The organism is Hahella chejuensis KCTC 2396 (assembly GCF_000012985.1).
In the GTDB taxonomy this organism is placed as follows: Bacteria; Pseudomonadota; Gammaproteobacteria; order Pseudomonadales; family Oleiphilaceae; genus Hahella; species Hahella chejuensis.
On record NC_007645.1, the window covers coordinates 2,687,169 to 2,710,075 of the forward strand.

Genomic DNA, 22,907 nt, shown 5'->3' on the forward strand with positions numbered 1-22,907 from the left:
TTGAAGCAACTGTTATTGAAAAGTAGAAAATTATGCTGACAGATTTTGGTTATATCGCCGGTTGGGTTGCTTATCTCGTAGCGGCGCTGGCTTTATACGCATTAATGATGCCGTTGTTCAATTGTTGTGGTCCCCGTCCCGTGCAACTTTTCCTGCGCAGCCTGTTGGCGGTGGTGCTGTTTACGCCAGCGATGTCCGTTCCCAAAGACGGTCTGTGGGCGCCCGCCCATATTGTCGCCGCCTACAACTGGCTCCAGCATGATGATAACGCCGCCTTGCAAGCGGGCCTGCTGATGTTGGCCGCCTGGTGCGTCATCGGTCTGCTGTTCGCGCTGCAAGTGGTGCTTGGCAAGCTCTTCGTCACCGCCAAACCCGCGCCAGCTAAGCCTAGACGGCGTACATAATTACTTTAAAATCAATTAAATCCCTTCGCTTTTTTAAGCAATTCCTGCGTATTTTATTGTTGTTGCAACAAAACCTGCTATAACTTGAAGTAAGGATGGCCGCGGGCACGGCCGCGCTGCGCCCGCCAGCGGTCGATATTTCCAGCGGAGACGGCTGCTGAGCGGCTTCATTCGCCTGCGCCAACTTGGAATACGCTCGAATATGACATTGCTTTTCCGCCAGATTCTCGTTTGCCTGTGTTGTAGCTTGATGCTGTGGCGAGTCGCTGCTGCGCAGATGGAGTTGCCTCCGCCTGCGGATGTGCGTGTGCTCATCGATGTTTCCGGCAGCATGAAGAAGAATGATCCGAAAAATCTGCGGCGTCCGGCCCTGAATCTGGTGACGGAGCTGTTGCCTGAGGGTGACTCAGCGGGGGTGTGGACATTCGGGCAGTATGTCAATGAGCTGGCGCCTCATCAGGTTGTCGATCCTGGCTGGCGTCGCCTGGCTAAAGATAAAGCCAGGGAAATCAGCTCGACGGCGCTATACACCAATATCGGTGCGGCGCTGGAGAAAGCCTCTGAGGACTTTGTGGAAGGCAAGGATTATAGCAACACGCATTTCATTCTGCTCACCGACGGCGTGGTGGATATCTCGCAAAAGCCGGGAGAAAACGTAGCGGAGCGTGACCGTGTTCTGACCCAGGTGTTGAAAAGAGTCGCGGGCTTCGGCGCCAAGATTCATACCATCGCGCTTTCCAGGAATGCGGATCAGATGTTGCTGCAACGGCTTTCCATCGGCAGTAACGGCATCAACGCCATTGCCGAAAACTCCGAACAGTTGAGTCGTGTCTTTCTGCAAGCCTTTGAGCGTGCGGCCCCTGCCGAAGAAGTGCCTCTGGAAGATAATGCGTTTGATGTGGATTCCAGTATTGAAGAATTCACAGCACTGGTGTTTCGCGCCAAAGAGAACGCCGAAACCGCCATCATAGAACCCACAGGCAAACGCTTTACGGAAAAAGATCGACCTGAGTACGTAAAGTGGTTCAAAGAGGCTGGCTATGACCTGATTACTGTCCAAAGACCATTGGAGGGCGAGTGGAAGCTGGATGCGGAGCTGGCTCCGGGTAGCCGGGTGACGGTAGTGAGCAACCTGAAAATGGTGGTGGACCCGCTTCCGGCTAATTTTTACGCCGGAGATCACCTGGAGCTCAAGATCGGCTTTTTTGAAGACGGGGAGTTGGTGCGGAACAGGACTTTTCTGGATCTTGTGGCGGTGGATGTCACCATTCGCACGGAGGACAACAAGTCCGGCACCAAACGTATTTCCAAGGAAAGCGAGCCTCCAGCCGACGGCGTATTTCGCGAAAGCATCACCAAGCTCAAGCAGGTCGGCAGGTACGAAGTGCTGGTGCAGGCCGACGGCCGCACGTTCAAGCGGCAGTCGCGGCAATTGATCACCCTTAATGCGCCGATGGCGGTGGATCTTGAAGCCACTGGAGCCGGTGTGGATACCCGCTACAAAATTGTCATCAGTCCCCTCAGTCCAAACATCAACGAGGCGAAAACCTCGATTATCGCCAAGATAAAAGGGCCGGATGGCGGCAATCTGATTAAGTCCATTCCGTTTACCCAGGAAACGGGACGCTGGGAGTTAGAGGTCGACGCTACCCGGGGCGATGGCGTGTATGAAGTCATGTTGCGAGTGGAGGGGGAAACCCGTTCCGGCTCCGCTTTCCGTTTCGAGCCTGACAGCGTTATGGCTGAGTTTCCGCGCCAGGAGGCGTCGCCGAATGAATATCGCTCGCTGGTGAACGACAGCAGCGTTGAGCAAATGAATGAGACCCTGGTCGAAGAAGCCGCCAAAGCGCCAGAGCCTCCGAAGCAGCCTGAAGAAAATGCCATTGCGCCGCCCATCACGCCGGAAATGCAGGATCAAGCGGCGGCAGAGCAGCAGGATGCGGTGGTGCAGGAAGAGAGCGGCACCAACGCCATGTTGTGGATTATCATCGCCGCCGGCGGCGCTTCCATACTGTTGCTGGCTGTGGGAGGCGGTTACTGGATTTATCGTAAACGCCGAATTGAAAAAGAAGTTCGGGAGCCTGTAGATACCACCAAGCTGGATGACTCTGACGACGTTCCTTCTCTGGAAGAGTCCGGGCACGATCTGGAGGACGAGATCGAACAGTTGGAGCAGCCTATTGATGTCGCTGAAGAACCCTCTATGATGAGTGAGGCGGACGACATGGAATTCGGCATGGAGGAAGAAGCGGAGCCGAAAAAAGAGGAGGATGCGGAACCGCCCATGAGTTCATCCGACTCTGAAGAGACCGATGCCGAGGCGCTCGCTGACGAGATCCTGGCTTCCAATGAAAAAGCTAAAGACATGGATGACGAGTTCAACCTGGAAGATTTTGATATATCCGATACCGATGACCTCCCCGCCGGATCGGAAGACGAAGACAAAAAGTAGTTAACTTCTGAACATGTGCCAACTTCTTGGAATGAGCGCGAATGCGCCGACGGATATTTGTTTTTCCTGGACCGGTCTGATGTTTCGCGGCGGTCAGACCGGGCCGCATAAAGACGGCTGGGGCATCGCCTTTTATGAAGGCAAGGGGCTGCGTGAGTTTCGTGACCCCAATCCCAGCGCCACCTCGGAAATTGCGCGGTTTATCAGTCAGTATCCGATTAAAAGCCGCACGGTCATCAGCCACATCCGGCAAGCCAACGTCGGCGACATCAGCCTGGAAAACACCCATCCCTTTATTCGCGAACTGGGCGGTTATTACTGGTGCTTCGCCCATAACGGCCAGCTGAAATCCTATCAGGACCTGCCGCTGGGACGTTTTCGTCCGGTGGGAGAAACCGACAGCGAGCATGCGTTTTGCTGGCTGCTGGAGGATGTCGCCAGCGGCTGCAATGACTTCTCCAGCCTGGAATGCCTGGGGGGAAGGTTGTATCGGAACTGCCTGGAGTTGACGTCGAGAGGCGTGTTCAACATGCTTTTCACCAACTCGGAGTACCTGTTTGCCTACTGCTCAACCAAATTGCATTGGATCACCCGACAGGCTCCTTTCGGCTGCGCTTCCCTGGAGGATGGTGAGATTCGGGTGAACTTCGAAGAACATACCAACCCCACCGACAAAGTCACTATGATCGTCACGGAGCCGTTGACCGTCGATGAAGAATGGCGACAAATGCGCCCCGGGGAATTAATCGCTTTTAGAGATGGCGAAGTCGCCGCCAGATGGTATGAAGAAGGGGCGGTTAAGCTTGCTGATACTTGAGCGTGTTGTCTCGCTAAGAGTGAACCCGCCAAGAAAGTTATAACGCCGGCGCAAAGGCCGGCGCTTGTTGTTTACTGCACGTTTTCCGCTTCAGTAAAGAAGTTGTCGAATAAAGCAGTGGACAGATAACGCTCAGCGCTGTCCGGCAGGATAACCACGATATTCTTGTCTTTGAATTCGTCACGCTCCGCCAAACGGACCGCAACGGCCGCCGCTGCGCCACAGGAGATACCGCAGAGGATGCCTTCTTCACGCATCAGGCGGTGAGCCATTTCCATCGCTTCTTCGTTGGTGACCTGCTCAACGAGGTCAACCATGTCCAGATCCAGGTTTTTCGGTACGAAACCTGCGCCTATGCCCTGGATTTTGTGAGGGGCGGGTTGTAATTCCTGACCTTTGATGGTCTGGGTGATAACGGGAGAAGCGGTAGGTTCGACGGCTACGGAAGTGATGTTTTTACCCATGGCGTTCTTGATGTAGCGGGATACGCCGGTAATCGTGCCCCCGGTGCCGACGCCTGCGACCAGAACATCGATTGCCCCTTCCAGGTCCCGCCAGATTTCCGGCCCGGTGGTCTTTTCATGAATTTCCGGGTTGGCGGGGTTGTCGAACTGTTGCAGCATCAGGTGTTGCTGCGGGTCCTGAGAGACGATTTCCGCTGCTTTCTCAATCGCGCCTTTCATGCCTTTGGGACCTTCGGTCAATACGATTTCCGCGCCCAGGGCTTTCATCGCCTTGCGGCGCTCCAGACTCATGGTGGCGGGCATGGTCAGGATCAGTTTATAGCCCCGCGCGGCGGCGACGAAGGCGAGAGCGATGCCGGTGTTGCCGCTGGTAGGCTCAACCAGCGTCATGCCTGGCTTGAGGCGACCGGATTTCTCCGCATCCCATACCATGTTGGCGCCGATACGGCATTTCACGGAGTAGGCCGGGTTGCGGCCTTCAATTTTGGCGAACACGTTGCCTTTGGTGACGCGATTCAGCTTCACCAGCGGCGTGTTGCCGATGGACATGGAGTTGTCTTCGTAGACGTTCATTATTTATCTCCTTGCAGATTAAGTAGATTTCCCCGGCCATAACATTGCGAGCGTGAGAGATAGCTTAGCGGCTGGCATGAAATATTTGAATGTTTTCGGGTAATATATCCGCTTATAACTCCTCTAATAATGACGCATTCACACAACTAACAAGGTTTCACACATGAAGTTTTCCGGCACCAAGAACTATGTCGCCACTGACGATCTGCAATTGGCGGTGAACGCCGCCATTCGATTACAGCGGCCGCTTCTCATCAAAGGCGAACCGGGCACAGGCAAAACCATGCTGGCGGAAGAGCTGGCGGAAGCCCTGGGCGCGCCGTTGATTCAATGGCACATCAAGTCCACCACCAAGGCCCAGCAAGGATTGTACGAGTACGACGCGGTTTCGCGCCTGCGCGACTCCCAGTTGGGCGATGACCGCGTTCACGACATTCGCAATTACATCAAGAAAGGCAAGCTGTGGGAGGCGTTTGTGTCCGAGCAGCAATCGGTGCTGTTGATTGATGAAATTGATAAAGCGGATATCGAGTTCCCCAACGACCTGTTGCTGGAACTGGATAAGATGGAGTTCTACGTTTACGAGACTCAGGAGCGAATCCGCGCCACTACCCGGCCTATCGTCATCATCACCAGCAATAACGAAAAAGAGTTGCCTGACGCTTTCTTGCGACGCTGCTTCTTCCACTACATCAACTTTCCCGACAAAGACACCATGGAGTCGATCATCGACGTGCATTACCCAGGCATACAGCGCTCGCTGGTGAAGGATGCATTGGATGTTTTCTTTGACGTACGCAAAGTGCCGGGGCTGAAGAAAAAACCTTCCACCTCTGAACTGATCGACTGGCTCAAACTGCTGATGGCGGACAATCTGCCTGAAGACGTATTGCGCAACCACGATCCCAGCCAGGCGATTCCTCCTCTGTATGGCGCGCTGGTGAAGAACGAGCAGGACGTCCACCTTTTGCAGAAACTGGCGTTCATGACGCGCAGAAAAGGCTGATTGCGGCAATGAACGGACGCAATCATTGCGGCCCCGAGCAGAGGAGGACACCTATATGTTGATTGATTTCTTCCTGACGTTGCGCAAGAACAAAGTGCCGGCTTCCCTGCGGGAGCTGCTCGACCTGCTGGAGGCTCTGCAGCAGGGACTGGCGTTTGCGGATATGGATGACTTTTACTATCTGAGCCGCGCCTGTCTGGTGAAGGATGAGAAGCACTATGACAAATTCGACCAGGCGTTTGGCGTCTACTTCAAAGGACTGGAAGACCTGAATGCGGTGCTGGAGGCGCTGATCCCCGAAGATTGGCTGCGCGCGGAATTTGAAAAGCAGCTCACCGATGAGGAAAAGGCCAAGATTGAATCCCTGGGAGGCCTGGAGGAGCTGATCGAGGCGTTCAAGAAACGCCTGGAAGAGCAAAAAGAGCGTCATCAGGGCGGCAATAGATGGATCGGAACTGGCGGCACGTCGCCATTCGGTGCAAACGGCTATAACCCGGAAGGCTTTCGCATTGGCCAGAACGGCTCCCGTAATCGTCGCGCAGTGAAAGTGTGGGAGCAACGCACTTATAAGGATCTGGATGATTCCATCACCCTTGGCATTCGCAATATCAAGGTGGCGTTACGTCGTCTGCGCAAATTCGCGCGTCAGGGCGCGGCGGAAGAGTTGGACATGCCCGATACCATCCGCAGCACGGCCAACAACGCGGGATACCTGGATATCAAGATGGTGCCGGAGCGTCATAACTCGGTAAAAGTACTGCTGTTTTTCGACATCGGCGGCTCCATGGACCCGCATATTCGCGTGTGCGAGGAGTTATTCTCCGCTGCGCGCACTGAGTTCAAGCACATGGAATACTACTACTTCCACAACTTCATCTACGAAGGCGTTTGGAAGAACAATATCCGTCGTGTCAGCGAAACTATTCCAACCTGGGACATCCTGCACAAATACGCGTCGGACTACCGGGTGATTTTCGTAGGCGACGCCAGTATGGCGCCTTATGAGATCACCCATCCCGGTGGCAGTATTGAGCACTGGAACGAAGAAGCCGGCGCGGTCTGGATGCAGCGGGTGACGGACAAGTTCGACAAAGTGATCTGGCTGAATCCGTATCCCAAAGACTACTGGGGCATGGGCGGCTCTCTGGAGATCACCCGTCAGTTGGTCAACCAGCACATGTATCCGCTCACCATCGACGGGCTTGAGCAGGGCATGAAGTACCTGAGCAAGTAATCTTTTTTCGCTTTTCTATACGCGCCGTCGCTGGGCGGCGCGCCTTCATGGCTTATTTCTGAGGAACCTCTGAAAAACGTTGGCGTGGCCGCCAGCGCGAACGCTAACTATGTCTCGTTTTGTAAACATTTGTGTAGTTTGGTGAATCGAGTTCACACTATCGCCGGCGACCCGGTGCTACCATGGCCTTCGTCTCTTTCTGCGTTCACCCGAGAGTTCGGTTCTCATAAGGGTATAGAGGATGAAGGCTTTGCGAATAATTCCAAGAATAATCATCACAGCGTTGCACATACTGACATTCGTCATTTCCACTCAAGTCCATAGCGCCGCCGACAATGCGTCCGCGAAGGATATGGAGGCGCTCAAGCAGCGCGTCATCGAGCTCAACCGTGAGCTTTATAAGCTGCAGGAAGAAGTCCTGTATCCCATCGACACCCAAGTGGTGTTTTTTCTGGCCGTAGATGAAAACGTCGGTTTTGAGCTGGATTCCGTCGAGTTGACGCTGGATGGAGATATGGCGACCACCTACCTTTACTCTGCGCGTGAATTGCAGGCATTGCAGCGCGGCGGCGTGCAGCGTTTGTTCATGGGTAACCTGCCTGCGGGCGCCCATAAAGCCGTGGCTGTTTTCAACGGACGCAGCGCTGGAGATAAATACCTGCGCAAGGCGGCGACGCTGTCTTTCAACAAAGAAAACGGCTCCAAATATCTGGAGCTACGGGTGCAGGGCGATGGCGCCCGGCCGCCCCGTTTTCTGATCAGAGAGCTGCGCTAAGCGCCGCGGGCTAAGGTCGAACGCCATGAAAGGGGATGTAACGTCAACCATGCATCGAATGTGCGCTCTGTTGTTGGTTATGGCTTGTCTGGGTGGGCTCGTCAACGCCGCGCGGGCGGAAGAGGGCGCAGATGAGTTGTTGCACAGGGAGGCGTTGTTTCACTACTACACCAATGACTTTCTGCAATCTCTCGTGTTATTGGAAAACGAGCATGTCGGGTCCAACCATGTCGGCAATCAATATCACAACCTGAACCATATCCTCGCCATTGAATCCAGTCTGGAGTTTGGTCTGCGCCGCAATGCGGAAACGCTTCTGGAGCATTTGCAATTCACCGCCAGAGAGGCGGAAGTCAAGCAGCAGGCGCAGATGATCAAAGGACGTCTCGCCTATCGCGACGAGGAGTGGGGAACAGCGGTGGAGCTGTTTGAGGGAGCCATGAAGGGAATGAGCCGGGATAAAAAAGATGAAGCCCTCTATTACATGGCGAACAGTTACCTGCAGCTGCGCCGTCCTCAGGAGGCAGCCAAGGTGCTTGGCGACGCTTCCAAGGGAAGCTTGTGGGCCGCTCATGGCTATTACAACCTGGGCGTGAACTACGCCGCAGATGATCCGGATTCCTCCCGCGCTTTGGTGGCGTTGCGGATCGCCGCAGCCATGACCGACGACAGCTACGAAGGAAAGGAGTTAAGCGATCGCATCCTGCTGGCGGCGGGACATATCGCCTTGCTGGACAAGGACTACAACAAGGCCCTGTCATTCCTGAAAAATGTCCACGCTTCCGGTCCGGGAGCGCCGGCGGCGATCTATGACTACGGCATGGCGTTCGCGGGACTGGGGCGTTATCGCACCGCCATTCAGTCCTGGCATCGGGCCAAGAAGTTCGCACTCACGTCTTCCGGCGTAGCGGAGACTTTTCAGGCGATCGCCTATGGTTACGAACAGGAAAAACTGCGCGCAACCGCCCTTGACGCCTATCTGGAAGCGATCGCCGTGTATGAGAAGGAAAAGCGCCAGATTGACGAGGTTGTGGCCGAAATCAACGAGAAAGGCGTATTGGACTTGCTGTTGCAAGCGCCTTTGCAACATGGCGAAGTGGAATGGTATCTGGCCACAGATCTGCTCACTAACACGCCAAAGATCGCCTTTGTTCACTATTTGATGGATAAGCCGGACTTCTTTCCCTTCGCTAAAGAATTGCTGCAGATGCACGGGCTCTTGCAGTCCCTGCGCAATGGCGCGCAACGTATGGATATATTCGCCGATGCATTGGAGCAACGGTCGCGTCAGGCGAAACGCGACGCCGCTGGAGCGCTTGAGAGGATGCGCCCGCAACAGCTTAATCAACTGGTCTCTGAGCGCAATGCGTTAGCCAGGTCCGCCGCTCAAGCTCCCGACGAACAACGGGCGCTGCAACTGCTGGCGCTACGCGACCTGGATGAGGCGTTGACCCGGCTGAAAGAAAATTTTGTCAGCGCTCAGGGTGATCTGAGTCAGGGCGGAAACCTCTACAAGACGCAATTGCGCAAAGTTGAGTCTCTACAAAAAGAGTTCTCCTCTATGCAGCGAGAACTTGCAGGAAAAATCGATGACTATGACAAGAAGTTATCGCAACTGGCGGTCAAATTATTGCAGCGGCACTGGCGTGAAATAGACGGCTACCACGTGCGCAGCCAACTGGCCTTGGTGAATTTGTATGACGACTTGGCTGTGGCGGAGCTACGCAAGAAACAGCCTGTTTCGCCAGAGGCGGCGACAGCCGGGGAGGGGGCGTTATGAGAGCTGCGGCCCTGGTGCTCAGTGTGAGTCTTCTTGGCTTTATTTCTCTGCGAGTGATGGCGGACACGCTGGCGCCTATCGTCATCGTAGAGAAGGACGAGGCGGACAAAACAATCGGCGAATTAAAGCCCGCTTACATCGATTTCAGCTATCGAGTGGCGCCGCGAACGCCGCTGAATGAGGTGGCGTTGCGTTACAGTCGTCTGATTCGTGAAGCTTCCGATCCGGAAGTACGCATAAAAGCGTTGCATCGACTGATCAATCTGGAGGAACTTTTCTACGACGCCAAGCCTCAGGGACTGATCGACGATGACATCTGGAACATCGCGATAGAGAGCTACGAAGCCCTGTTGCAGCGTCAACCGGGGGACAAAGGCAACGACCGCGTTCTCTATCAGCTGGCTCGGGCCAACGGCATGCTGGGGCAAACGGACAAAGCGCTGATAAGCCTGGAGCGGTTGGTGGGGCAGTATCCGCGTTCGGGATACGCCACTGAGGCGTGGTTCAGAATAGGTGAATTGCGATACAGCGCGGGCGAGTATGTCAAAGCGCAATCCGCCTACAGTCGTGTGCTGGCGGATCGGAGCGCTGGCGATCTGTCGTCCAAGGCGCGTTATATGTTGGGGTGGACGCAGTTTAAACAGGAAAACTTCAGCGCGTCACTGCAGACTTTTTTGCAGGTGCTGTCGCATTTGGAGTCCAACGCCAACCCAACCGGAGAGGAAGAGCCCGGCGTACGCGAAGCGGGCGATGACGCTTTGCGCATTATCAGTATCATGGCCAGCTATGGCAAAGGGCCGGAAACTCTGAAAGCGGCCATTGCCTTGGGCGACTATCGTTCATTAGCCCCTAAATTGTATGCGGCTTTGTACAACTACTACCTGCAGCGCGAGCGCTATCAGGACGCCTCCGCCAGCGCGCAGGCTTACATCGCCGCCTATCCGGCGGCCACGGATCGCAGCGATTTCCATGATCGCATAATCGCGGCATACGAGCAGGGCGGTCTGCCTTCGCTGGCATGGGAAGAGAAAGCGCGTTTCACCCGCGAACTGGGGCTTGCCTCAAACTATTGGCGATCGCAACAAGAAACCGCCAAAACCCGTTTACGTCCCTCTCTCTATCAATATCTGGATGATCTGGGACAAAGAGAATATGCCCTTGGCCTGAAGGCGGCGGGGGTCGAGCGTCGGACTCATTTGCAGAATGCGGTGGCGTATTTTGACGGCATGGAGGAGATCTTTCCCTCTGAAGGGAAAACCGCAGAGGCCTTATATCTGCAGGGTGAAGCCTATTTTCTGCTGGAGGAATGGGAGCTTGCGGTGAGGGCTTATGACAAGGCGGGCTATTTCTATCCTGACTTCCCCAAACGCAGTGAAGCCGCCTATGCCAGCGTGAACGCGTTGAGCAAAGCGGTGGACGCCAATCTGAAAGATTCGGCGTTGCGAAGCCGTCGTGTGGATGCGCTGCTGCGGTTTGCGAAAACTTTCCCCCGAGACTCGCGCGCCACTGAGAGTCTGCTATTCGCCGCCAATGAACTCTACGCCATGGAGCAATACGGCGCTGCGCTGGATGCAGCCACGCAGACTGCTTCCTTTACGGAAGATAAGGCGATTCGTAACGCAGCATGGACCATCGCCGGCCATTCCGCTTTTGCGTTGAGCCGATATCAGGGCTCTGAGCACGCTTATCGGCAAGCGTTATCGTTGCGCTCCCGCAAAGCGTCGGATTATGACGTGTTGATGGAAAATTTCGCCGCCAGTATCTATAGCCAGGGCGAGCAGGCGGAGGCGCGCGGGGAGATTGCAGCGGCGTTTATGGAATATAAAAGGGTTATTGATGAAGCGCCGGAATCCCAGGTGCGCATCAGCGCTCAATACGATGCGGGCATGCGTGCGATTGACCTCGGGCGCTGGAAAGAGGCCATTGACCTGCTGAATGACTTCCGCACTCGTTATCCCGACCACAAACTGACGGCGGGCATCGGCGAAAAGCTGGTGTACGCCTACCAACAGCACCAGCGTCCAGAATCCGCCGCGGATGAGTTGTTGCGCATCGCCGCAGGGGAAAAAGACCCTGAGCGCAAGCGCAAGGCCCTGTTGCAGGCGGCGGAACTGATGGAAAACGCAGGACGGGAACAGCAAGCGGCTAAGGTGTACCTGCAATATGCGAACGAATATCCGGCGCCGTTCGAGACCGCTATTCAGGTCAGGAACGCGTTAATTGATTACTACGCCAAGTCAGCGCAGCCGCAGCAAGCGGATCAATGGCGCGAGAAGCTGATTCGATTCGAAGAGGGCGGCGGCGCTGATCGCACCCCCGCTAGTCGCTCTCTGGCGGCGGAAGCCAGTTGGACGCTGGCGCAAAAAGAAAAGGCGGCGTTTGACGATGTGCGCCTGACCTTGCCATTGAACAAGTCGTTGGCGGCCAAGCAAGCTGCGCTGAAGAAAGTCATGCAGCGGCTCAATCGCATCAACAGTTATGGCGTGAGTGAATACGCCACTGCGGCGACCCACATGATGGGAGAGGTTTATCGCCAATTGGGCAGAGACATCGTTGACTCCAATCGCCCCGCTAACCTGAGCGACCTGGAACGGGAGCAATACACCCTGCTGTTGGAGGAACAGGCGTTTCCCTTTGAGGAGAAAGCCATTGAGTTTCTCGAGCTCAATGCCAGCCGGACGCGCCAGGGGGTATACGACGAGTGGGTTAAGAAAAGCTATCTGGCGTTGCGGGAAATTTTACCCGCCAGATATGACAAGCAGGAGGTAAAAGTGGATGTCGCGCATACGTTGCAATAAACATGGCGTCATAACTTTGGCGTTAACAGCGGCCCTGTTGCTGGTTGGCTGCGCAGGTGCGCCTGCGCGTAAGGACGCTTCCGCCGATAAGTCACCGGCGGGAGAACAGACGCAGATGAAGTACGATCAGGCGCTGACGGCATTAAACAATAATCAGGTCGCTCTGGCGGAAAATTTATTCAAGCAGGTGATCGCCGACAAACCGGGTCTCAGCGCGCCTTATTTCAACCTGGGCGTCATCGCGGAAAAGCAGGGGGATCTGCCTTCCGCCAAGACATGGTACGGGCAAGCGCTGGATGTAAACCCCAAAGACGCCAGAGCTTTGAATCAGTTGGCAGTTTTAGCGCGGGAGGAGGGCGATTTTGAGAATGCCTTGGCGTTTTATGAAAGAGCGCTGCAGGCGGAACCAAATGAGCCGGTTTATCATCGTAATATAGCTATACTTTACGACATGTATCTGGGTGATTACGTGCGGGCGTTGGAGCATTACCAGCGCTGCCAGGAACTTCGATCCGCTCCCGACGAGCAAGTGGCTATGTGGATCGCCGACCTTGAGCGGCGTATCCAGTAGGCGGAGAAGGTATGAGATTTCAAATACTTGCCTTATGCCTCTGCGGTCTCTACAGTAACGCAGGTTTTGCGGCTGAGTTGATCGAGCTCGAAGGAACGGCGTTGAGAGGCGAACAGGAGCAACCCAAGGTCTTGTATCTGGTTCCCTGGGGAACGCCGGATAGTCCGGCGATTGAAGTTCCGGAGCCGGAAAAAGAATTGGACGGCGCGCTCAGACCGCTAGATAGACAGGCGTTTCGGCAAAGTCTGTACTATCGTAAAAACCTTAAGATAGGCGATTTAGACCAGCAATAACCTAGAAGTGATTAAGGAGTCAGCGCGATATGTTCGAGACTATCGTTCGCTTTTTTAAAGATGGCGGTATTTTTATGGTTCCAATCGGCATAGTGCTCGTTGTTGGGGCCGCTATCGCCATTGAGAGATATGTTTATCTCAGCATCGCCAAGTTGAGCAATCGCGCAGACTTTAATAAGTTGATCATGCTGATCGGGCGCAAAGATTACCTCAATGCATTAAAACAGGCTAAGCAGTCTAAAACCGCAATGGCCTCGATTGTAGAAGCTGGCTTGTCTCGATTGCTGAATCGTCAACCTCGCGACCAGATTGAATACGCCATGGAAGAAGGGCTGATGGAGGTCCTTCCTCGTGTGGAAAAGCGTACGCAATATCTGGCCACCCTTGCCAATATAGCCACTCTGTTGGGACTGTTGGGCACCATTATTGGTTTGATCGATGCATTTACCGCGGTGGCCAACGCTGATCCGGCTGAGAAGGCTAACCTGTTATCTCAGAGTATTTCTCTGGCGATGAATACGACTGCTTTTGGTCTGATGACCGCTATACCTTTACTGCTTGTGCACGCCATCCTGCAAACCAAAACCAATGAAATCGTGGATAGTTTTGAGACGGCTGGCATTAAGATCATGAACCTGATTTCGGAAAAGCCAGCCCAGGCCCCAGTAGCGAAAGCCGCTCCAGAAAGAACATAGGACAGACCGATGCGTCGTAAACACCGTCGTCCGGAGGCTGTCGCTGACCTGGACATCACGGCGTTCATGAACCTCATGATCGTCCTGGTGCCGGTGCTGCTGATCAATCTGGTGTTCTCTCAAATCAGCGTTCTGAACCTGAACTTCCCTGAGTCCGCCGCCAACTCCGCCCAGGATAATAAAGACCAGCTGCAATTGCAGGTCATGATCCTGGAAGAGCAGTTGGTGATTGCGGATAACAAGGGCGGGGTCATCATGCAGATCCCGAAGCAGGCGGAAGGCGAGCATGACTATAAGACGCTCGCATTGGCTATGCAGGACATCAAAGCCCGGGTCCCGGAGAAAAAAGACATTACCCTCCTGCCTCAGGAAAGCACGTCCTATCAAACACTGGTTAGTGTGATGGATAAGGTGCGTTCCTACAAAACCGTCGTGGCGGGCAGCGTCGTTAACGCGGAGTTGTTCCCGGATATCTCCATCGCCGATGCGCCTGAGATCATTCCGGCAGGAGGCGCGCAATGAAGCAGTCAGGCCGCGCCAAGCGTTATCAACGCCATTACCGCAGAATGCACAAAACAGCGTCGCTGAATCTGGTGTCGCTGATGGATATTTTCACTATCCTGGTGTTCTTCCTGATGGTGAACTCATCTGACGTTCAAGTTCTGAAACAAAGTGGTTCTGTTCAGTTGCCTGTATCTATTGCAGATCAGCCCCCGACGGAGCAGTTAACTGTCACTGTGACCGATGACGATATTTTGGTTGGCGGGCGCGTAGTCAGCAAAGTCGCTGTTGCCTCCAATCAGGAACCACTGTTGATCAATGGTCTCAAGTTGGAGTTGGACTATCAGGTGTCTCGAGTCACCACGCCAGTTCCGCCTGAAGGTAGACCGATTACCATCATGGCGGACAAAGAGTTGCCCTATAAGCTGTTGAAGAAAATTATGTCCACCTGTGTTGAGGCAGGCTATAGCAGCATCTCTTTGGCGGTAAGACGTGCGGCGGATAAGGAGGCCTAGTATGGTGAAAACTAGCGTAGGCTTTCCTTTGCCGTGGGACGTTGACGTTAAGGAACGTGATCGTTTTCACCTGATTTTGGCGTTCTCCATATTACTGCTTTTGATTGTTGGTGTTGTTATCTCTTTAGTGCAACTACCGGAGAAAACTCGCCAGGAGTTGGAAGAGTTGCCCCCACAGCTGGCTCGCGTTGTGATTGAAAAGCGGGAAATGCCCAAACCGGAGATCAAAAAACCGGAACCGAAGCCTGAGCCGGAGAAGAAGGAAGAGAAGAAAGAAGAGCCCAAGCCGAAACCCGAGCCAAAGCCAGAACCCAAACCACAGCCCAAGCCTGAGCCGAAACCTGAGAAAAAGGTGACGCCGAAGGCGGAGCAACCCAAGCAGCAGACCGTGGATCAGGCGCGCGAAAAAGCGCAAAGCTCGGGTTTGTTGGCGCTGAGCGATCAGCTTTCCGATATGAGGGCGCTTGCGGACACGACGGATGCGTCAGATCAGCCGCTGTATACGGCGACGCCTATCAGCAAGAAGGCGTCGGATAAGCTGGTGAATAACGTCTCTACCTCGGGTAGCGGGGGCGTCGACGCCAACAAGCTGGATAAATCCACCCAGCAAGTGGCGCTGGCCTCGCGGAAGGTGACGGAGGTGCAGGAAAAAGCCCAGCCAGGCGGCGGTGGGTCTACCAATAAGTCGTCAGGCTCCGGCTCGAGTAATCAACGCAGCGCCACGCGGACGTTGGAAGAAATCCGGAAGGTTTTTGACGGCGCTAAAGGAGCGCTGGCCTCGATTCACCAGCGCGCCCGTCGTCAGGACCCTACATTGAAAGGGACATTAGTGCCTGAATTGATGGTGGAGGCGAACGGCAGTGTATCGCAATGCAAGATTGTGGAAAGTAATCTGAATAACCCAGACTTTGAGAAGAAGATCTGTGCGCGTTTAAGGTTATTGAACTTCGGCGCCAAATCGAACGCCAGTAAGCAGGCGATCAGATATCCCATTGATTTGCTGTAAGCCCGAGCAAACAAAAAAAGAAGAATATCGTAAAAACCATGTAAGCGAATTGCTTGCTGACTGAATGCCCTAATAGCAAAGGATTGACGGGCATTTTTAATTTTTACACAGTGTGTAATCTAGTGTGTATAAAATCTAAGGCTCTCTTATCATGAGGGCCGCGCCCTTTTCAAGACAGTCAGACTCAAATCTCTTTTTAGTCTATTTGGAGTCCCGGGCGAGTAGACTTGCCCGGTCGCCCGAGCAAGTATCTCCTCAGAACCAGGCTTGCAGAACTACCTCATCCGGCTCCCGATAGATCAGCACCCCCACATATATTCAATGAGCTAGAACATCGATACAGTTTTCAATTGTGACGAAGGCTATTGCCTTGAGCGGCCTTTAGTGCGTCATGACAACTTCGGCCAGGGCGGTAACCAAAGGAGTACGTGGCTGGCATCGCTTGAATCGAATATAATGATCGAATCGAACGATATTAATGAGGTAACAACCAGTGGACGCACTTTCTGCCAAGGAAGATCAAACCCAGTTTGGTGACTTGCAGCTTAGGGCGCAGCGTGCTCCGGTTCAAATCAATAAAAATGGCAAACCGGTTGCCGTAGTTATCTCCATGGATGAGTACGAGAGTATTGAGACACTCAAGCTTAAGTTGCTCCAATCAAGAGCTGCGCAGGCAAAAGCTGATATTGAAGTGGGCAACACAGTCGACGGTGAAGCATTTTTTGATGAGTTGGAATCAGGACTGCACGACTGATCGCAAAAATCGAAAAAAATATGTCGAGGCCAGCGCACAGCCCTAGTAGTAGGGACAAAGGCCGATGGGCAAAAGATGATCTAATGATAGAATGGTCAAAACTGCAACTTCAAAAGGAGACATGTAATGCCCGATTTCAGTTTTAAAGAGCCAAAGAAGAATAAGGTCCCTTATTTGACAGCGGCGGACATGATGGAGTTGAAAAGAGCGCTAAAGAAGGCGAGAGAGGAAGTCAGGAAGAATCCAGGAAAGTATGAGGAGTTTAGCAAGTAATGGCGGTGGAAGTATTTTTTGTCTATCCCCCTACAAATTGCTCGCAAAACTGATCCAAGAATCAATGAAAAAGGCAAACATTATGTCTCAAAAGACTATTAAAAAGACTGATCAAAAAAATAAGAGAATCCCAAGAAACCAGTTAAATCCAACGATTCATACTTTCGACAGCATAGCCAAAAGCTTAGACGAAGCGGAGAAGAGGCTGAAGGGTGCTCCAAGTGACGGAGAGAAATGGATATTATTTGTAGGGTGACAAATGACAATTAAGGTATTTGAAGTACCGAAAATCAGGGAAGCAAGAAAGCAAAATCCTTATTTATCACAGTTAATTAAAGACTTTTCAGCATATAAGAATGGCGGTTTTATTAGCTATTTTGGGAGGGATACCCTTTACCTGGAGCCTCGTTCATTAATGAATGATGCAAAAGTTTTGCACATTCATCTTCTTCATGAAAATCATAAGTGGTACAAGGCCCAGCAGGAAGCCATTAAAAGTGGCAGGGAACCGATAGATAATTATATGCTCAGGTGTGATGTAAACCCTCCTGAATTTGATCGGGCACTTATTTATACGCAGGGAAGAAAAAACAAAAATTATTACTTAATACTAGATTTTCTTAATGGGTATGCTCATGCGAGAACCACTATAAGTGGGAAAAATCGCCTCAATAATACGATTTACATGGAAGAGTTAGTGAAAAAGGCGGAGGACTTTAGAAATGCATTCTGATTATGAGTGGAAAGAAGGAACGCCCTATGGCAGAGGGATGTATTTAGCCGCAACAAATGATGATGGTTTTAAGGAAGTAGAGTTTCTTTTATGGGAAGGAAAAGAAACTGGCTGGTTTCGCTTTATAACTTCCGATGTGCCACCAGAGCCTTTGGCTAGTACCACAAAAGTTATTGGCTATATCCCTCTTAGTGAAGTGGCTCAGAGTGTTAAGACTTGGCCGGAATGGGATTTGGAATAAAAAAAGATTTAGGGCGAGGTATTAAAATGGAATGGCAAAGCGGGACTCCTAAAAAGCCTGATTGGTATGTGGTCGCTATTTTGTATAACAACGGACTTGGAATCTTTGGGTGCGCCAATTGGGACGCTGACCATGGGTGGTCATTAAAGGATGACAATATAATTGCTTATATTCCGGTGATTGATTTGCTGCGAAATTCCAAGGTTGTATGGCCGGAACACCTAATGCCAGAGCATAAAGAGTGAGCTGTGCTTGGGGTGGAAGGCTATCAGAAGCACATTGAGATTATATGACGGACTAATGGTCGGAGCTACTAGCCTCTGCAACCCAGATGTAGCGCCCAGCCACAAGCCACATAACCCCGCTTACTTATTTATCAGGGAGAACCAATGTCCGTCATTGAGCTCAGTTCAGAGCAACTTCAGATGGTAAAAATCATCCATGAGTATGCTCTTCAGTTCCCGCGCACCGAAACCGGCGATGCGCAATTATTGCAGACGTACTATGACTATATGGATGGATGACCCTGTAATCCTGCCCCAAGGCGCGGGGAGAAGTTGTGGGCGCTTTTTTTATGGAGAAAAATGAGCGGCGGATGTAATGAAGTCGGCCGCTCTTGGCAGGCGAATCAGTGGTCGCCGCTGATGGATATGGCCGGCAGTGTGGGCCTTTCCAGTGAAATCTTCTCATCTGGGGCGATGACCTTCGCCTGACCTTCCACCACCAATACGCCATTCTGATTGTGAATGGCGCAATCCAGCACGACCCGTTTCTTCGACAGCTTTTCCGTCACTGTGAGGGTGACCGTCAGGATGTCGTTTAATTTTACGGGGCGCTTGAAGCTCAGTTGTTGCTCCAGGTAGATGGTGCCGGGGCCAGGGATTACGGTGGCCAGGGCCGCCGAAATCAATGCGCCGGACCACATCCCGTGGCCGATTCTCTCCTTGAATACGGTGGACTGCGCGTACTCGGCGTCCAGGTGCACTGGATTGATATCACCGGATACGGCGGCGAACAGGACGATTTCCTGCTCTGTCAATGTACGGGTGTAAGTGGCGGAGTCGCCCACATGAAGTTCGTCGTAGGTAATGTTTTCTAGCGCGTCCATAATGAACTGATAACTTGATTGGGTTGCTGACAACACACGCCGGAGAGGCGATGCAGGGACTAACTTTCCTTCATATATAAGTGTAATCCAAATTTCTCTAACGCGTCTGTAACGGAGTGTGCGCGGCTACCCACGAGGATAAGTCGTTCAGCACTTGCTGGCGGTTTATCTCATTGAGCATCTCATGACGCCCATCAGGGTAAAGCGTGCAACTGAGGTCGCGTACGCCGGCTTCGCGTAAGTGGCGCTCCAGTTTTCTTACCCCTTTGCCGAATTCGCCAACCGGATCTTTATCTCCGGCAATCAGATAAATGGGCAGATTAGGATTGATGCGGGAAAAACTGGCGGGTGTGAAAATACTGCGTAAGCCATCCAGTAATGCGATCCAGGTGGCGGTGGTGCAGATGAAGCCGCACCATGGGTCATTGATGTAGTTGTCCACTTCGGCGGGATCACGGGAAAGCCAGTCGAATTCTGTGCGATTGGGGGCGAAGCGATGATTGAATGAGCCGAATGAAAGCTGATCCAGCAGGCGACTGGCGCTGCGTGCGCCCAGGCGTAATTTTTCCGCTCTGGCGATGGCCGCCGCAGCGAGATATTTCAGTGGCGCGCCGTAATTGCTGCCGGAAAGTATAACGCCGTGGAAAGGCGGGCGGTGTGCGATCAGGCATTGCAGGCTAATGAAAGATCCCATGCTGTGGGCGAAGAGAAAGTGCGGAACGTCCGGATGCCAGCTTTTTATCTGATTGGCCATAAACAGCAGGTCCGAGGCGACTTTGTCCCAGCCGTCGCGATCGGCGTAATGGCCAGTGTGGCCGTTGGCGATAGAGCGGCCATGGCCACGGTGGTCGTGGGCGACGACTGCGTAGCCCTGAGCGCAGAAGTGCTCAGCAAGAACTCGATAACGTCCGGCGTGCTCCGCCATACCGTGAGAAACCTGAATAACGCCACGTATGACGGGGGCTTCCGGTATCCATTTGTAGTACCCGATTTTATGGCCGTCCGTGCTGGTCAGGAAATCTTCCAGGTTGCGCATGATGTTTGCTATTTATAGGATTTTATTGGTGTTTTATCCGCTGATTCGCAACAATTTAGCTATCGGCGGCATCAGCGTCAACGATAATTGTTGCGGTATTTACGCTTTGCATGGTTTCTGTGAGTCAGAGGAATCTCCGATAATTAAGTAATACTTTTGTCTACATAAGGCAAAATAAAGCTGCTATTCTAGCGCGCACTATAAAAAACGAGCCCACTATACCGTTCCGGCTTAATAGGGGTAATCACCCGACCGGGTGACTCTCCTGAAAATAGCGCCGCCCGATGACAGAAGTAAGAATGGGGTAGTGGTCGTCAGGGATTCGATGATTGGCTTATATATGATCGCGAGTAAGAGTTTCTAATGTGGGTGTCGCTGCAACCGCCGGTTGCGGTAATTAGCGTTGCCCAGTGCAGTGAAATTCACTCATTTTAAGGGTTACGGCGCAATTTCGAGCGCCGGACGCATCCAGCGTCGATTAGCAGCGGCATTGCTCCGTCATCCTTGAAGCCGTCGCCTTGGGCGACGCGGTTATATCTCAGCCAGTCCCGTTTTCTCAACAACTACAAATAAAAATCAGATTGCCTATTAACAGCGTTGGCCAGGAGATAGCGGTATGGATAATTTTTTCAAGGATAAATATCCCCCCGGAGTTCCATCCGAAGTTGAATTGGGGAAATACAAATCGGTTGTCGATATGTTTGAGCAGGCGTGCAAACGATACGCGGACAAACCTGCGTTCACCGCCGTCGGCGCCACTATGACTTATGGCGAAATGGAGAAGTATACTCGCGCGTTCGCCGCCTACCTGCAGAATGAAACCAACCTGAAACCCGGCGATCGCATCGCCATCCAAATGCCCAACCTGCTGCAATATCCGATCGCGGTTTTTGGCGCAATGCGGGCGGGGCTGATTGTGGTCAACACCAACCCCCTGTATACCCCGCGGGAAATGGAGCATCAGTTCAACGATTCCGGCGCCAAGGCGCTGGTGGTTCTGGCCAATATGGCTTCGCAGGCGCAGGAAGTGCTTCCGCATACCGGCGTGGAACATGTCATTGTGGCTCAGATTCCAGACATGCATCCGCCAATTAAGCGTATGGTGATGAACGCGGCGATCAAGTACATCAAGAAGATGGTGCCGCCCTATAACATTCCCAACGCCGTCCCTTTCACGAAAGTCATGTCTATGGGCGCGCGCTACACCTTCAAGCCCGTTGACGTTAACCCTGAAGATATCGCTGTGTTGCAGTACACCGGCGGCACCACCGGCGTCGCCAAAGGCGCTATGCTGACCCACCGCAACCTGGTTTCCAACGTGGCGCAATTGAAGCCGCTGCTGACAGTGCGCTTAGGCGAAGCCATTGAGACCGTGATTGCGCCGCTGCCGCTGTATCACATTTATTCCTTCACTATGAATTGCGGCGTCATGCTGGATACCGGCAACCATAGCATTCTGATCCCTAACCCACGGGACTTCGAAGGCTTCATCAAAGAACTGGGCAAATGGAAGTTTACTGCGTTCCTGGGCATCAACACCCTGTTTGTGGCGCTTTGCAACAATGAAAAATTCCAGGAGCTGGATTTCACCTCTTTGAAAGTGACGGCGGCGGGGGGCATGGCTCTTACCAGCGACACAGCCAAAATGTGGAAGAAGGTCACTGGCTGTGATGTGACGGAAGGCTACGGCATGACGGAAACGTCGCCAGTGGTTTCCATCAACCCCATGAACGCTATTCAAATCGGCACTATTGGTTTGCCGATTCCCAATACCATGGTGAAAATCATTGACGACGAAGGTAAGGACCTTACCGTTGGAGAAGTGGGGGAACTGTGCGTCAAAGGACCTCAGGTCATGAAAGGCTATTGGCAGCGCCCGGATGAAACCGCTAAGACCATGACCGAAGACGGCTGGTTGAAAACCGGCGATATCGCCATGGTGCAGAATGACGGTTATCTGCGCATCGTAGATCGTAAGAAAGACATGATTCTGGTGTCTGGATTCAACGTCTACCCCAACGAAATAGAAGATGTGGTCACCAGCCACCCCGATGTGGTGGAGTGTGCAGCAATAGGCGTCCCTGATCTGAAAAGCGGTGAGGTGGTGAAAGTATTCGTTGTGAAGAGCAATCCCAACCTGACTGAGAGCGCGCTGAAAGAGTTCTGCCGCGAACGTCTGACCGCATACAAGGTGCCCAAAACCATCGAGTTCCGCGATGAGTTGCCGAAAACCAACGTCGGCAAGATTCTGCGTCGGGAGCTGCGTGACGAGGAAATCAAAAAGCAGAAAGACAAAGCAGCGTAACACTGAGCAGCGAGTCTGAGACTACTGAAAAGCGGGCGAGAGTCCGCTTTTTGTGTTATTAAAGGCGGGTTCTTTCGGTAGTAGAGCGTTGTTAATTGATTATGCAGAAAGCGGTCAGTCTGTTCGCCCTTGGTTTTCTGGCGTTTATTCTATGGATTATCTATCTGGCGGATACCGGTGGAGCGAGCATATTTTTCGTTTTCGTCCAATCCATTCCCTATGGCGATAAACTGGGGCACTTTTGCTTGTTTGGCGTCCTGACCCTGGCTGCTAACTTCGCCTTCAAAGCCAAGCATCTTAAACTGGGGCCAATTCCTCTCTACGTCGGCGCGATTTGCGTGCTTACATTCGCAATAGGCGAAGAACTGACGCAGGCGTTTTTGCCGTCCCGTACGCTAGATATCACTGATGTCATGGCGGATGTGGCCGGCATTGCGTTTTTTTCCTGGGTGACGCTATTGCTGACCGCCAACAAGTTGGCTGAATCTTAAAGTTACCTTGGACTTTTCCTTGATATTCAGTATGCCGCTTAACTATTAATCCATTTCCCGCTAACATCCGCATCCTGAATTA

General features: G+C 52.8%; 26 protein-coding genes. 23 read left to right on the top strand and 3 right to left on the bottom strand.

Features of this window, described 5'->3' with window-relative positions; all coding sequences use genetic code 11:
- Positions 1 to 32 precede the first annotated feature (32 nt).
- The 3 genes from HCH_RS34360 to HCH_RS11870 all read left to right on the top strand — a co-directional run bounded on the left by HCH_RS34360 (position 33) and on the right by HCH_RS11870 (position 3,673).
- Positions 33 to 404, top strand: a complete 372-nt coding sequence (locus tag HCH_RS34360) for a hypothetical protein (protein ID WP_011396478.1) — start codon at positions 33 to 35, stop codon at positions 402 to 404.
- 202 nt (positions 405 to 606) lie between these two features.
- Positions 607 to 2,856 carry a VWA domain-containing protein gene (locus tag HCH_RS11865; RefSeq protein ID WP_011396479.1) on the top strand — a complete coding sequence of 750 codons (2,250 nt, stop codon included), beginning with the start codon at positions 607 to 609 and terminating at the stop codon, positions 2,854 to 2,856.
- 13 nt (positions 2,857 to 2,869) lie between these two features.
- Positions 2,870 to 3,673, top strand: coding sequence for a class II glutamine amidotransferase (locus tag HCH_RS11870; RefSeq protein ID WP_011396480.1), 804 nt, complete (start codon positions 2,870 to 2,872; stop codon positions 3,671 to 3,673).
- 71 nt (positions 3,674 to 3,744) lie between these two features.
- Here the strand turns inward: HCH_RS11870 and cysK are convergent, their stop codons facing one another.
- Positions 3,745 to 4,710: a cysteine synthase A gene (gene cysK / locus HCH_RS11875; RefSeq protein ID WP_011396481.1), complete on the bottom strand. Its 966-nt coding sequence runs from the start codon at positions 4,708 to 4,710 to the stop codon at positions 3,745 to 3,747.
- A gap of 163 nt (positions 4,711 to 4,873) precedes the next feature.
- Between cysK and HCH_RS11880 the strand changes: the two genes are divergently transcribed.
- The 18 genes from HCH_RS11880 to HCH_RS35010 all read left to right on the top strand — a co-directional run bounded on the left by HCH_RS11880 (position 4,874) and on the right by HCH_RS35010 (position 18,409).
- Positions 4,874 to 5,716 (top strand): AAA family ATPase, encoded by an 843-nt coding sequence (locus tag HCH_RS11880; RefSeq protein ID WP_011396482.1) that lies wholly within the window; start codon positions 4,874 to 4,876, stop codon positions 5,714 to 5,716.
- A 55-nt stretch (positions 5,717 to 5,771) separates the two neighbouring features.
- Positions 5,772 to 6,950 carry a vWA domain-containing protein gene (locus HCH_RS11885; protein ID WP_011396483.1) on the top strand — a complete coding sequence of 393 codons (1,179 nt, stop codon included), beginning with the start codon at positions 5,772 to 5,774 and terminating at the stop codon, positions 6,948 to 6,950.
- A gap of 241 nt (positions 6,951 to 7,191) precedes the next feature.
- A complete protein-coding gene (locus HCH_RS11890; protein ID WP_011396484.1) occupies positions 7,192 to 7,725 on the top strand; it encodes a hypothetical protein in 534 nt (177 codons plus the stop codon).
- A 25-nt stretch (positions 7,726 to 7,750) separates the two neighbouring features.
- Positions 7,751 to 9,505 carry a tetratricopeptide repeat protein gene (locus HCH_RS11895; RefSeq protein ID WP_011396485.1) on the top strand — a complete coding sequence of 585 codons (1,755 nt, stop codon included), beginning with the start codon at positions 7,751 to 7,753 and terminating at the stop codon, positions 9,503 to 9,505.
- On the top strand, positions 9,502 to 12,303 hold the full coding sequence (locus HCH_RS11900; protein ID WP_011396486.1) for a tetratricopeptide repeat protein: 2,802 nt from the start codon (positions 9,502 to 9,504) through the stop codon (positions 12,301 to 12,303). Before HCH_RS11895 ends, HCH_RS11900 begins: the two co-directional genes overlap by 4 nt.
- Positions 12,281 to 12,874 carry a tetratricopeptide repeat protein gene (locus tag HCH_RS11905; protein WP_011396487.1) on the top strand — a complete coding sequence of 198 codons (594 nt, stop codon included), beginning with the start codon at positions 12,281 to 12,283 and terminating at the stop codon, positions 12,872 to 12,874. Before HCH_RS11900 ends, HCH_RS11905 begins: the two co-directional genes overlap by 23 nt.
- An 11-nt stretch (positions 12,875 to 12,885) precedes the next feature.
- Entirely contained in the window at positions 12,886 to 13,167 is a 282-nt protein-coding gene (locus tag HCH_RS11910; RefSeq protein ID WP_011396488.1) for a hypothetical protein, read from the top strand.
- 29 nt (positions 13,168 to 13,196) lie between these two features.
- A complete protein-coding gene (locus tag HCH_RS11915; protein WP_011396489.1) occupies positions 13,197 to 13,862 on the top strand; it encodes a MotA/TolQ/ExbB proton channel family protein in 666 nt (221 codons plus the stop codon).
- Positions 13,863 to 13,871: 9 nt separating this feature from the next.
- Positions 13,872 to 14,384, top strand: a complete 513-nt coding sequence (locus HCH_RS11920) for an ExbD/TolR family protein (RefSeq protein ID WP_011396490.1) — start codon at positions 13,872 to 13,874, stop codon at positions 14,382 to 14,384.
- Positions 14,381 to 14,878: an ExbD/TolR family protein gene (locus HCH_RS11925; protein WP_011396491.1), complete on the top strand. Its 498-nt coding sequence runs from the start codon at positions 14,381 to 14,383 to the stop codon at positions 14,876 to 14,878. The genes HCH_RS11920 and HCH_RS11925 overlap by 4 nt, the downstream gene beginning before the upstream one ends.
- Position 14,879: 1 nt before the next feature.
- Positions 14,880 to 15,884, top strand: a complete 1,005-nt coding sequence (locus HCH_RS11930; protein ID WP_011396492.1) for an AgmX/PglI C-terminal domain-containing protein — start codon at positions 14,880 to 14,882, stop codon at positions 15,882 to 15,884.
- 493 nt (positions 15,885 to 16,377) lie between these two features.
- Positions 16,378 to 16,638: a type II toxin-antitoxin system Phd/YefM family antitoxin gene (locus tag HCH_RS11935; protein WP_011396493.1), complete on the top strand. Its 261-nt coding sequence runs from the start codon at positions 16,378 to 16,380 to the stop codon at positions 16,636 to 16,638.
- 126 nt (positions 16,639 to 16,764) lie between these two features.
- Positions 16,765 to 16,911 carry a hypothetical protein gene (locus tag HCH_RS34425; RefSeq protein WP_011396494.1) on the top strand — a complete coding sequence of 49 codons (147 nt, stop codon included), beginning with the start codon at positions 16,765 to 16,767 and terminating at the stop codon, positions 16,909 to 16,911.
- Positions 16,892 to 17,167, top strand: coding sequence for a hypothetical protein (locus HCH_RS11940; protein WP_148212549.1), 276 nt, complete (start codon positions 16,892 to 16,894; stop codon positions 17,165 to 17,167). The genes HCH_RS34425 and HCH_RS11940 overlap by 20 nt, the downstream gene beginning before the upstream one ends.
- 3 nt (positions 17,168 to 17,170) lie before the next feature.
- Positions 17,171 to 17,644, top strand: a complete 474-nt coding sequence (locus tag HCH_RS11945) for a type II toxin-antitoxin system YafO family toxin (protein WP_011396496.1) — start codon at positions 17,171 to 17,173, stop codon at positions 17,642 to 17,644.
- The gene (locus tag HCH_RS32285) at positions 17,634 to 17,885 is read left to right on the top strand and encodes a hypothetical protein (protein WP_011396497.1); all 252 of its coding nucleotides are present in this window, start codon (positions 17,634 to 17,636) and stop codon (positions 17,883 to 17,885) included. The genes HCH_RS11945 and HCH_RS32285 overlap by 11 nt, the downstream gene beginning before the upstream one ends.
- Positions 17,870 to 18,130 (top strand): hypothetical protein, encoded by a 261-nt coding sequence (locus tag HCH_RS11950; protein ID WP_238384991.1) that lies wholly within the window; start codon positions 17,870 to 17,872, stop codon positions 18,128 to 18,130. The genes HCH_RS32285 and HCH_RS11950 overlap by 16 nt, the downstream gene beginning before the upstream one ends.
- 144 nt (positions 18,131 to 18,274) lie before the next feature.
- Positions 18,275 to 18,409, top strand: coding sequence for a hypothetical protein (locus HCH_RS35010; protein ID WP_011396499.1), 135 nt, complete (start codon positions 18,275 to 18,277; stop codon positions 18,407 to 18,409).
- Positions 18,410 to 18,513: 104 nt separating this feature from the next.
- Here the strand turns inward: HCH_RS35010 and HCH_RS11960 are convergent, their stop codons facing one another.
- Together HCH_RS11960 and HCH_RS11965 are read right to left on the bottom strand one after the other, a co-directional pair.
- A complete protein-coding gene (locus HCH_RS11960; protein ID WP_011396500.1) occupies positions 18,514 to 18,993 on the bottom strand; it encodes a MaoC/PaaZ C-terminal domain-containing protein in 480 nt (159 codons plus the stop codon).
- A gap of 97 nt (positions 18,994 to 19,090) precedes the next feature.
- A complete protein-coding gene (locus HCH_RS11965) occupies positions 19,091 to 20,029 on the bottom strand; it encodes an alpha/beta hydrolase (protein ID WP_011396501.1) in 939 nt (312 codons plus the stop codon).
- Between the two features lie 616 nt (positions 20,030 to 20,645).
- On the opposite strand from HCH_RS11965, the gene HCH_RS11970 reads away from it, so the two are divergent.
- Both HCH_RS11970 and HCH_RS11975 read left to right on the top strand, forming a co-directional pair.
- Complete coding sequence (locus HCH_RS11970; protein ID WP_011396504.1) at positions 20,646 to 22,334, top strand: long-chain fatty acid--CoA ligase; 1,689 nt, start codon at positions 20,646 to 20,648, stop codon at positions 22,332 to 22,334.
- Positions 22,335 to 22,435: 101 nt separating this feature from the next.
- On the top strand, positions 22,436 to 22,825 hold the full coding sequence (locus HCH_RS11975; RefSeq protein WP_011396505.1) for a VanZ family protein: 390 nt from the start codon (positions 22,436 to 22,438) through the stop codon (positions 22,823 to 22,825).
- Positions 22,826 to 22,907 lie beyond the last annotated feature (82 nt).

Coding starts and splice junctions, on each gene's coding strand:
- HCH_RS11865 (WP_011396479.1), top strand. CDS start 607: ATGACATTGCTTTTCCGCCAGATTCTCGTTTGCCTGTGTTGTAGCTTG.
- HCH_RS35010 (WP_011396499.1), top strand. CDS start 18,275: ATGTCCGTCATTGAGCTCAGTTCAGAGCAACTTCAGATGGTAAAAATC.
- HCH_RS34425 (WP_011396494.1), top strand. CDS start 16,765: ATGCCCGATTTCAGTTTTAAAGAGCCAAAGAAGAATAAGGTCCCTTAT.
- HCH_RS11895 (WP_011396485.1), top strand. CDS start 7,751: ATGAAAGGGGATGTAACGTCAACCATGCATCGAATGTGCGCTCTGTTG.
- HCH_RS11900 (WP_011396486.1), top strand. CDS start 9,502: ATGAGAGCTGCGGCCCTGGTGCTCAGTGTGAGTCTTCTTGGCTTTATT.
- HCH_RS11880 (WP_011396482.1), top strand. CDS start 4,874: ATGAAGTTTTCCGGCACCAAGAACTATGTCGCCACTGACGATCTGCAA.
- HCH_RS34360 (WP_011396478.1), top strand. CDS start 33: ATGCTGACAGATTTTGGTTATATCGCCGGTTGGGTTGCTTATCTCGTA.
- HCH_RS11965 (WP_011396501.1), bottom strand. CDS start 20,029: ATGCGCAACCTGGAAGATTTCCTGACCAGCACGGACGGCCATAAAATC.
- HCH_RS11915 (WP_011396489.1), top strand. CDS start 13,197: ATGTTCGAGACTATCGTTCGCTTTTTTAAAGATGGCGGTATTTTTATG.
- HCH_RS11960 (WP_011396500.1), bottom strand. CDS start 18,993: ATGGACGCGCTAGAAAACATTACCTACGACGAACTTCATGTGGGCGAC.
- HCH_RS11975 (WP_011396505.1), top strand. CDS start 22,436: ATGCAGAAAGCGGTCAGTCTGTTCGCCCTTGGTTTTCTGGCGTTTATT.
- HCH_RS11905 (WP_011396487.1), top strand. CDS start 12,281: ATGTCGCGCATACGTTGCAATAAACATGGCGTCATAACTTTGGCGTTA.
- HCH_RS32285 (WP_011396497.1), top strand. CDS start 17,634: ATGCATTCTGATTATGAGTGGAAAGAAGGAACGCCCTATGGCAGAGGG.
- HCH_RS11925 (WP_011396491.1), top strand. CDS start 14,381: ATGAAGCAGTCAGGCCGCGCCAAGCGTTATCAACGCCATTACCGCAGA.
- HCH_RS11885 (WP_011396483.1), top strand. CDS start 5,772: ATGTTGATTGATTTCTTCCTGACGTTGCGCAAGAACAAAGTGCCGGCT.
- HCH_RS11890 (WP_011396484.1), top strand. CDS start 7,192: ATGAAGGCTTTGCGAATAATTCCAAGAATAATCATCACAGCGTTGCAC.
- HCH_RS11930 (WP_011396492.1), top strand. CDS start 14,880: ATGGTGAAAACTAGCGTAGGCTTTCCTTTGCCGTGGGACGTTGACGTT.
- HCH_RS11920 (WP_011396490.1), top strand. CDS start 13,872: ATGCGTCGTAAACACCGTCGTCCGGAGGCTGTCGCTGACCTGGACATC.
- HCH_RS11945 (WP_011396496.1), top strand. CDS start 17,171: ATGACAATTAAGGTATTTGAAGTACCGAAAATCAGGGAAGCAAGAAAG.
- HCH_RS11870 (WP_011396480.1), top strand. CDS start 2,870: ATGTGCCAACTTCTTGGAATGAGCGCGAATGCGCCGACGGATATTTGT.
- HCH_RS11910 (WP_011396488.1), top strand. CDS start 12,886: ATGAGATTTCAAATACTTGCCTTATGCCTCTGCGGTCTCTACAGTAAC.
- HCH_RS11970 (WP_011396504.1), top strand. CDS start 20,646: ATGGATAATTTTTTCAAGGATAAATATCCCCCCGGAGTTCCATCCGAA.
- HCH_RS11950 (WP_238384991.1), top strand. CDS start 17,870: ATGGGATTTGGAATAAAAAAAGATTTAGGGCGAGGTATTAAAATGGAA.
- HCH_RS11940 (WP_148212549.1), top strand. CDS start 16,892: ATGAGGAGTTTAGCAAGTAATGGCGGTGGAAGTATTTTTTGTCTATCC.
- cysK (WP_011396481.1), bottom strand. CDS start 4,710: ATGAACGTCTACGAAGACAACTCCATGTCCATCGGCAACACGCCGCTG.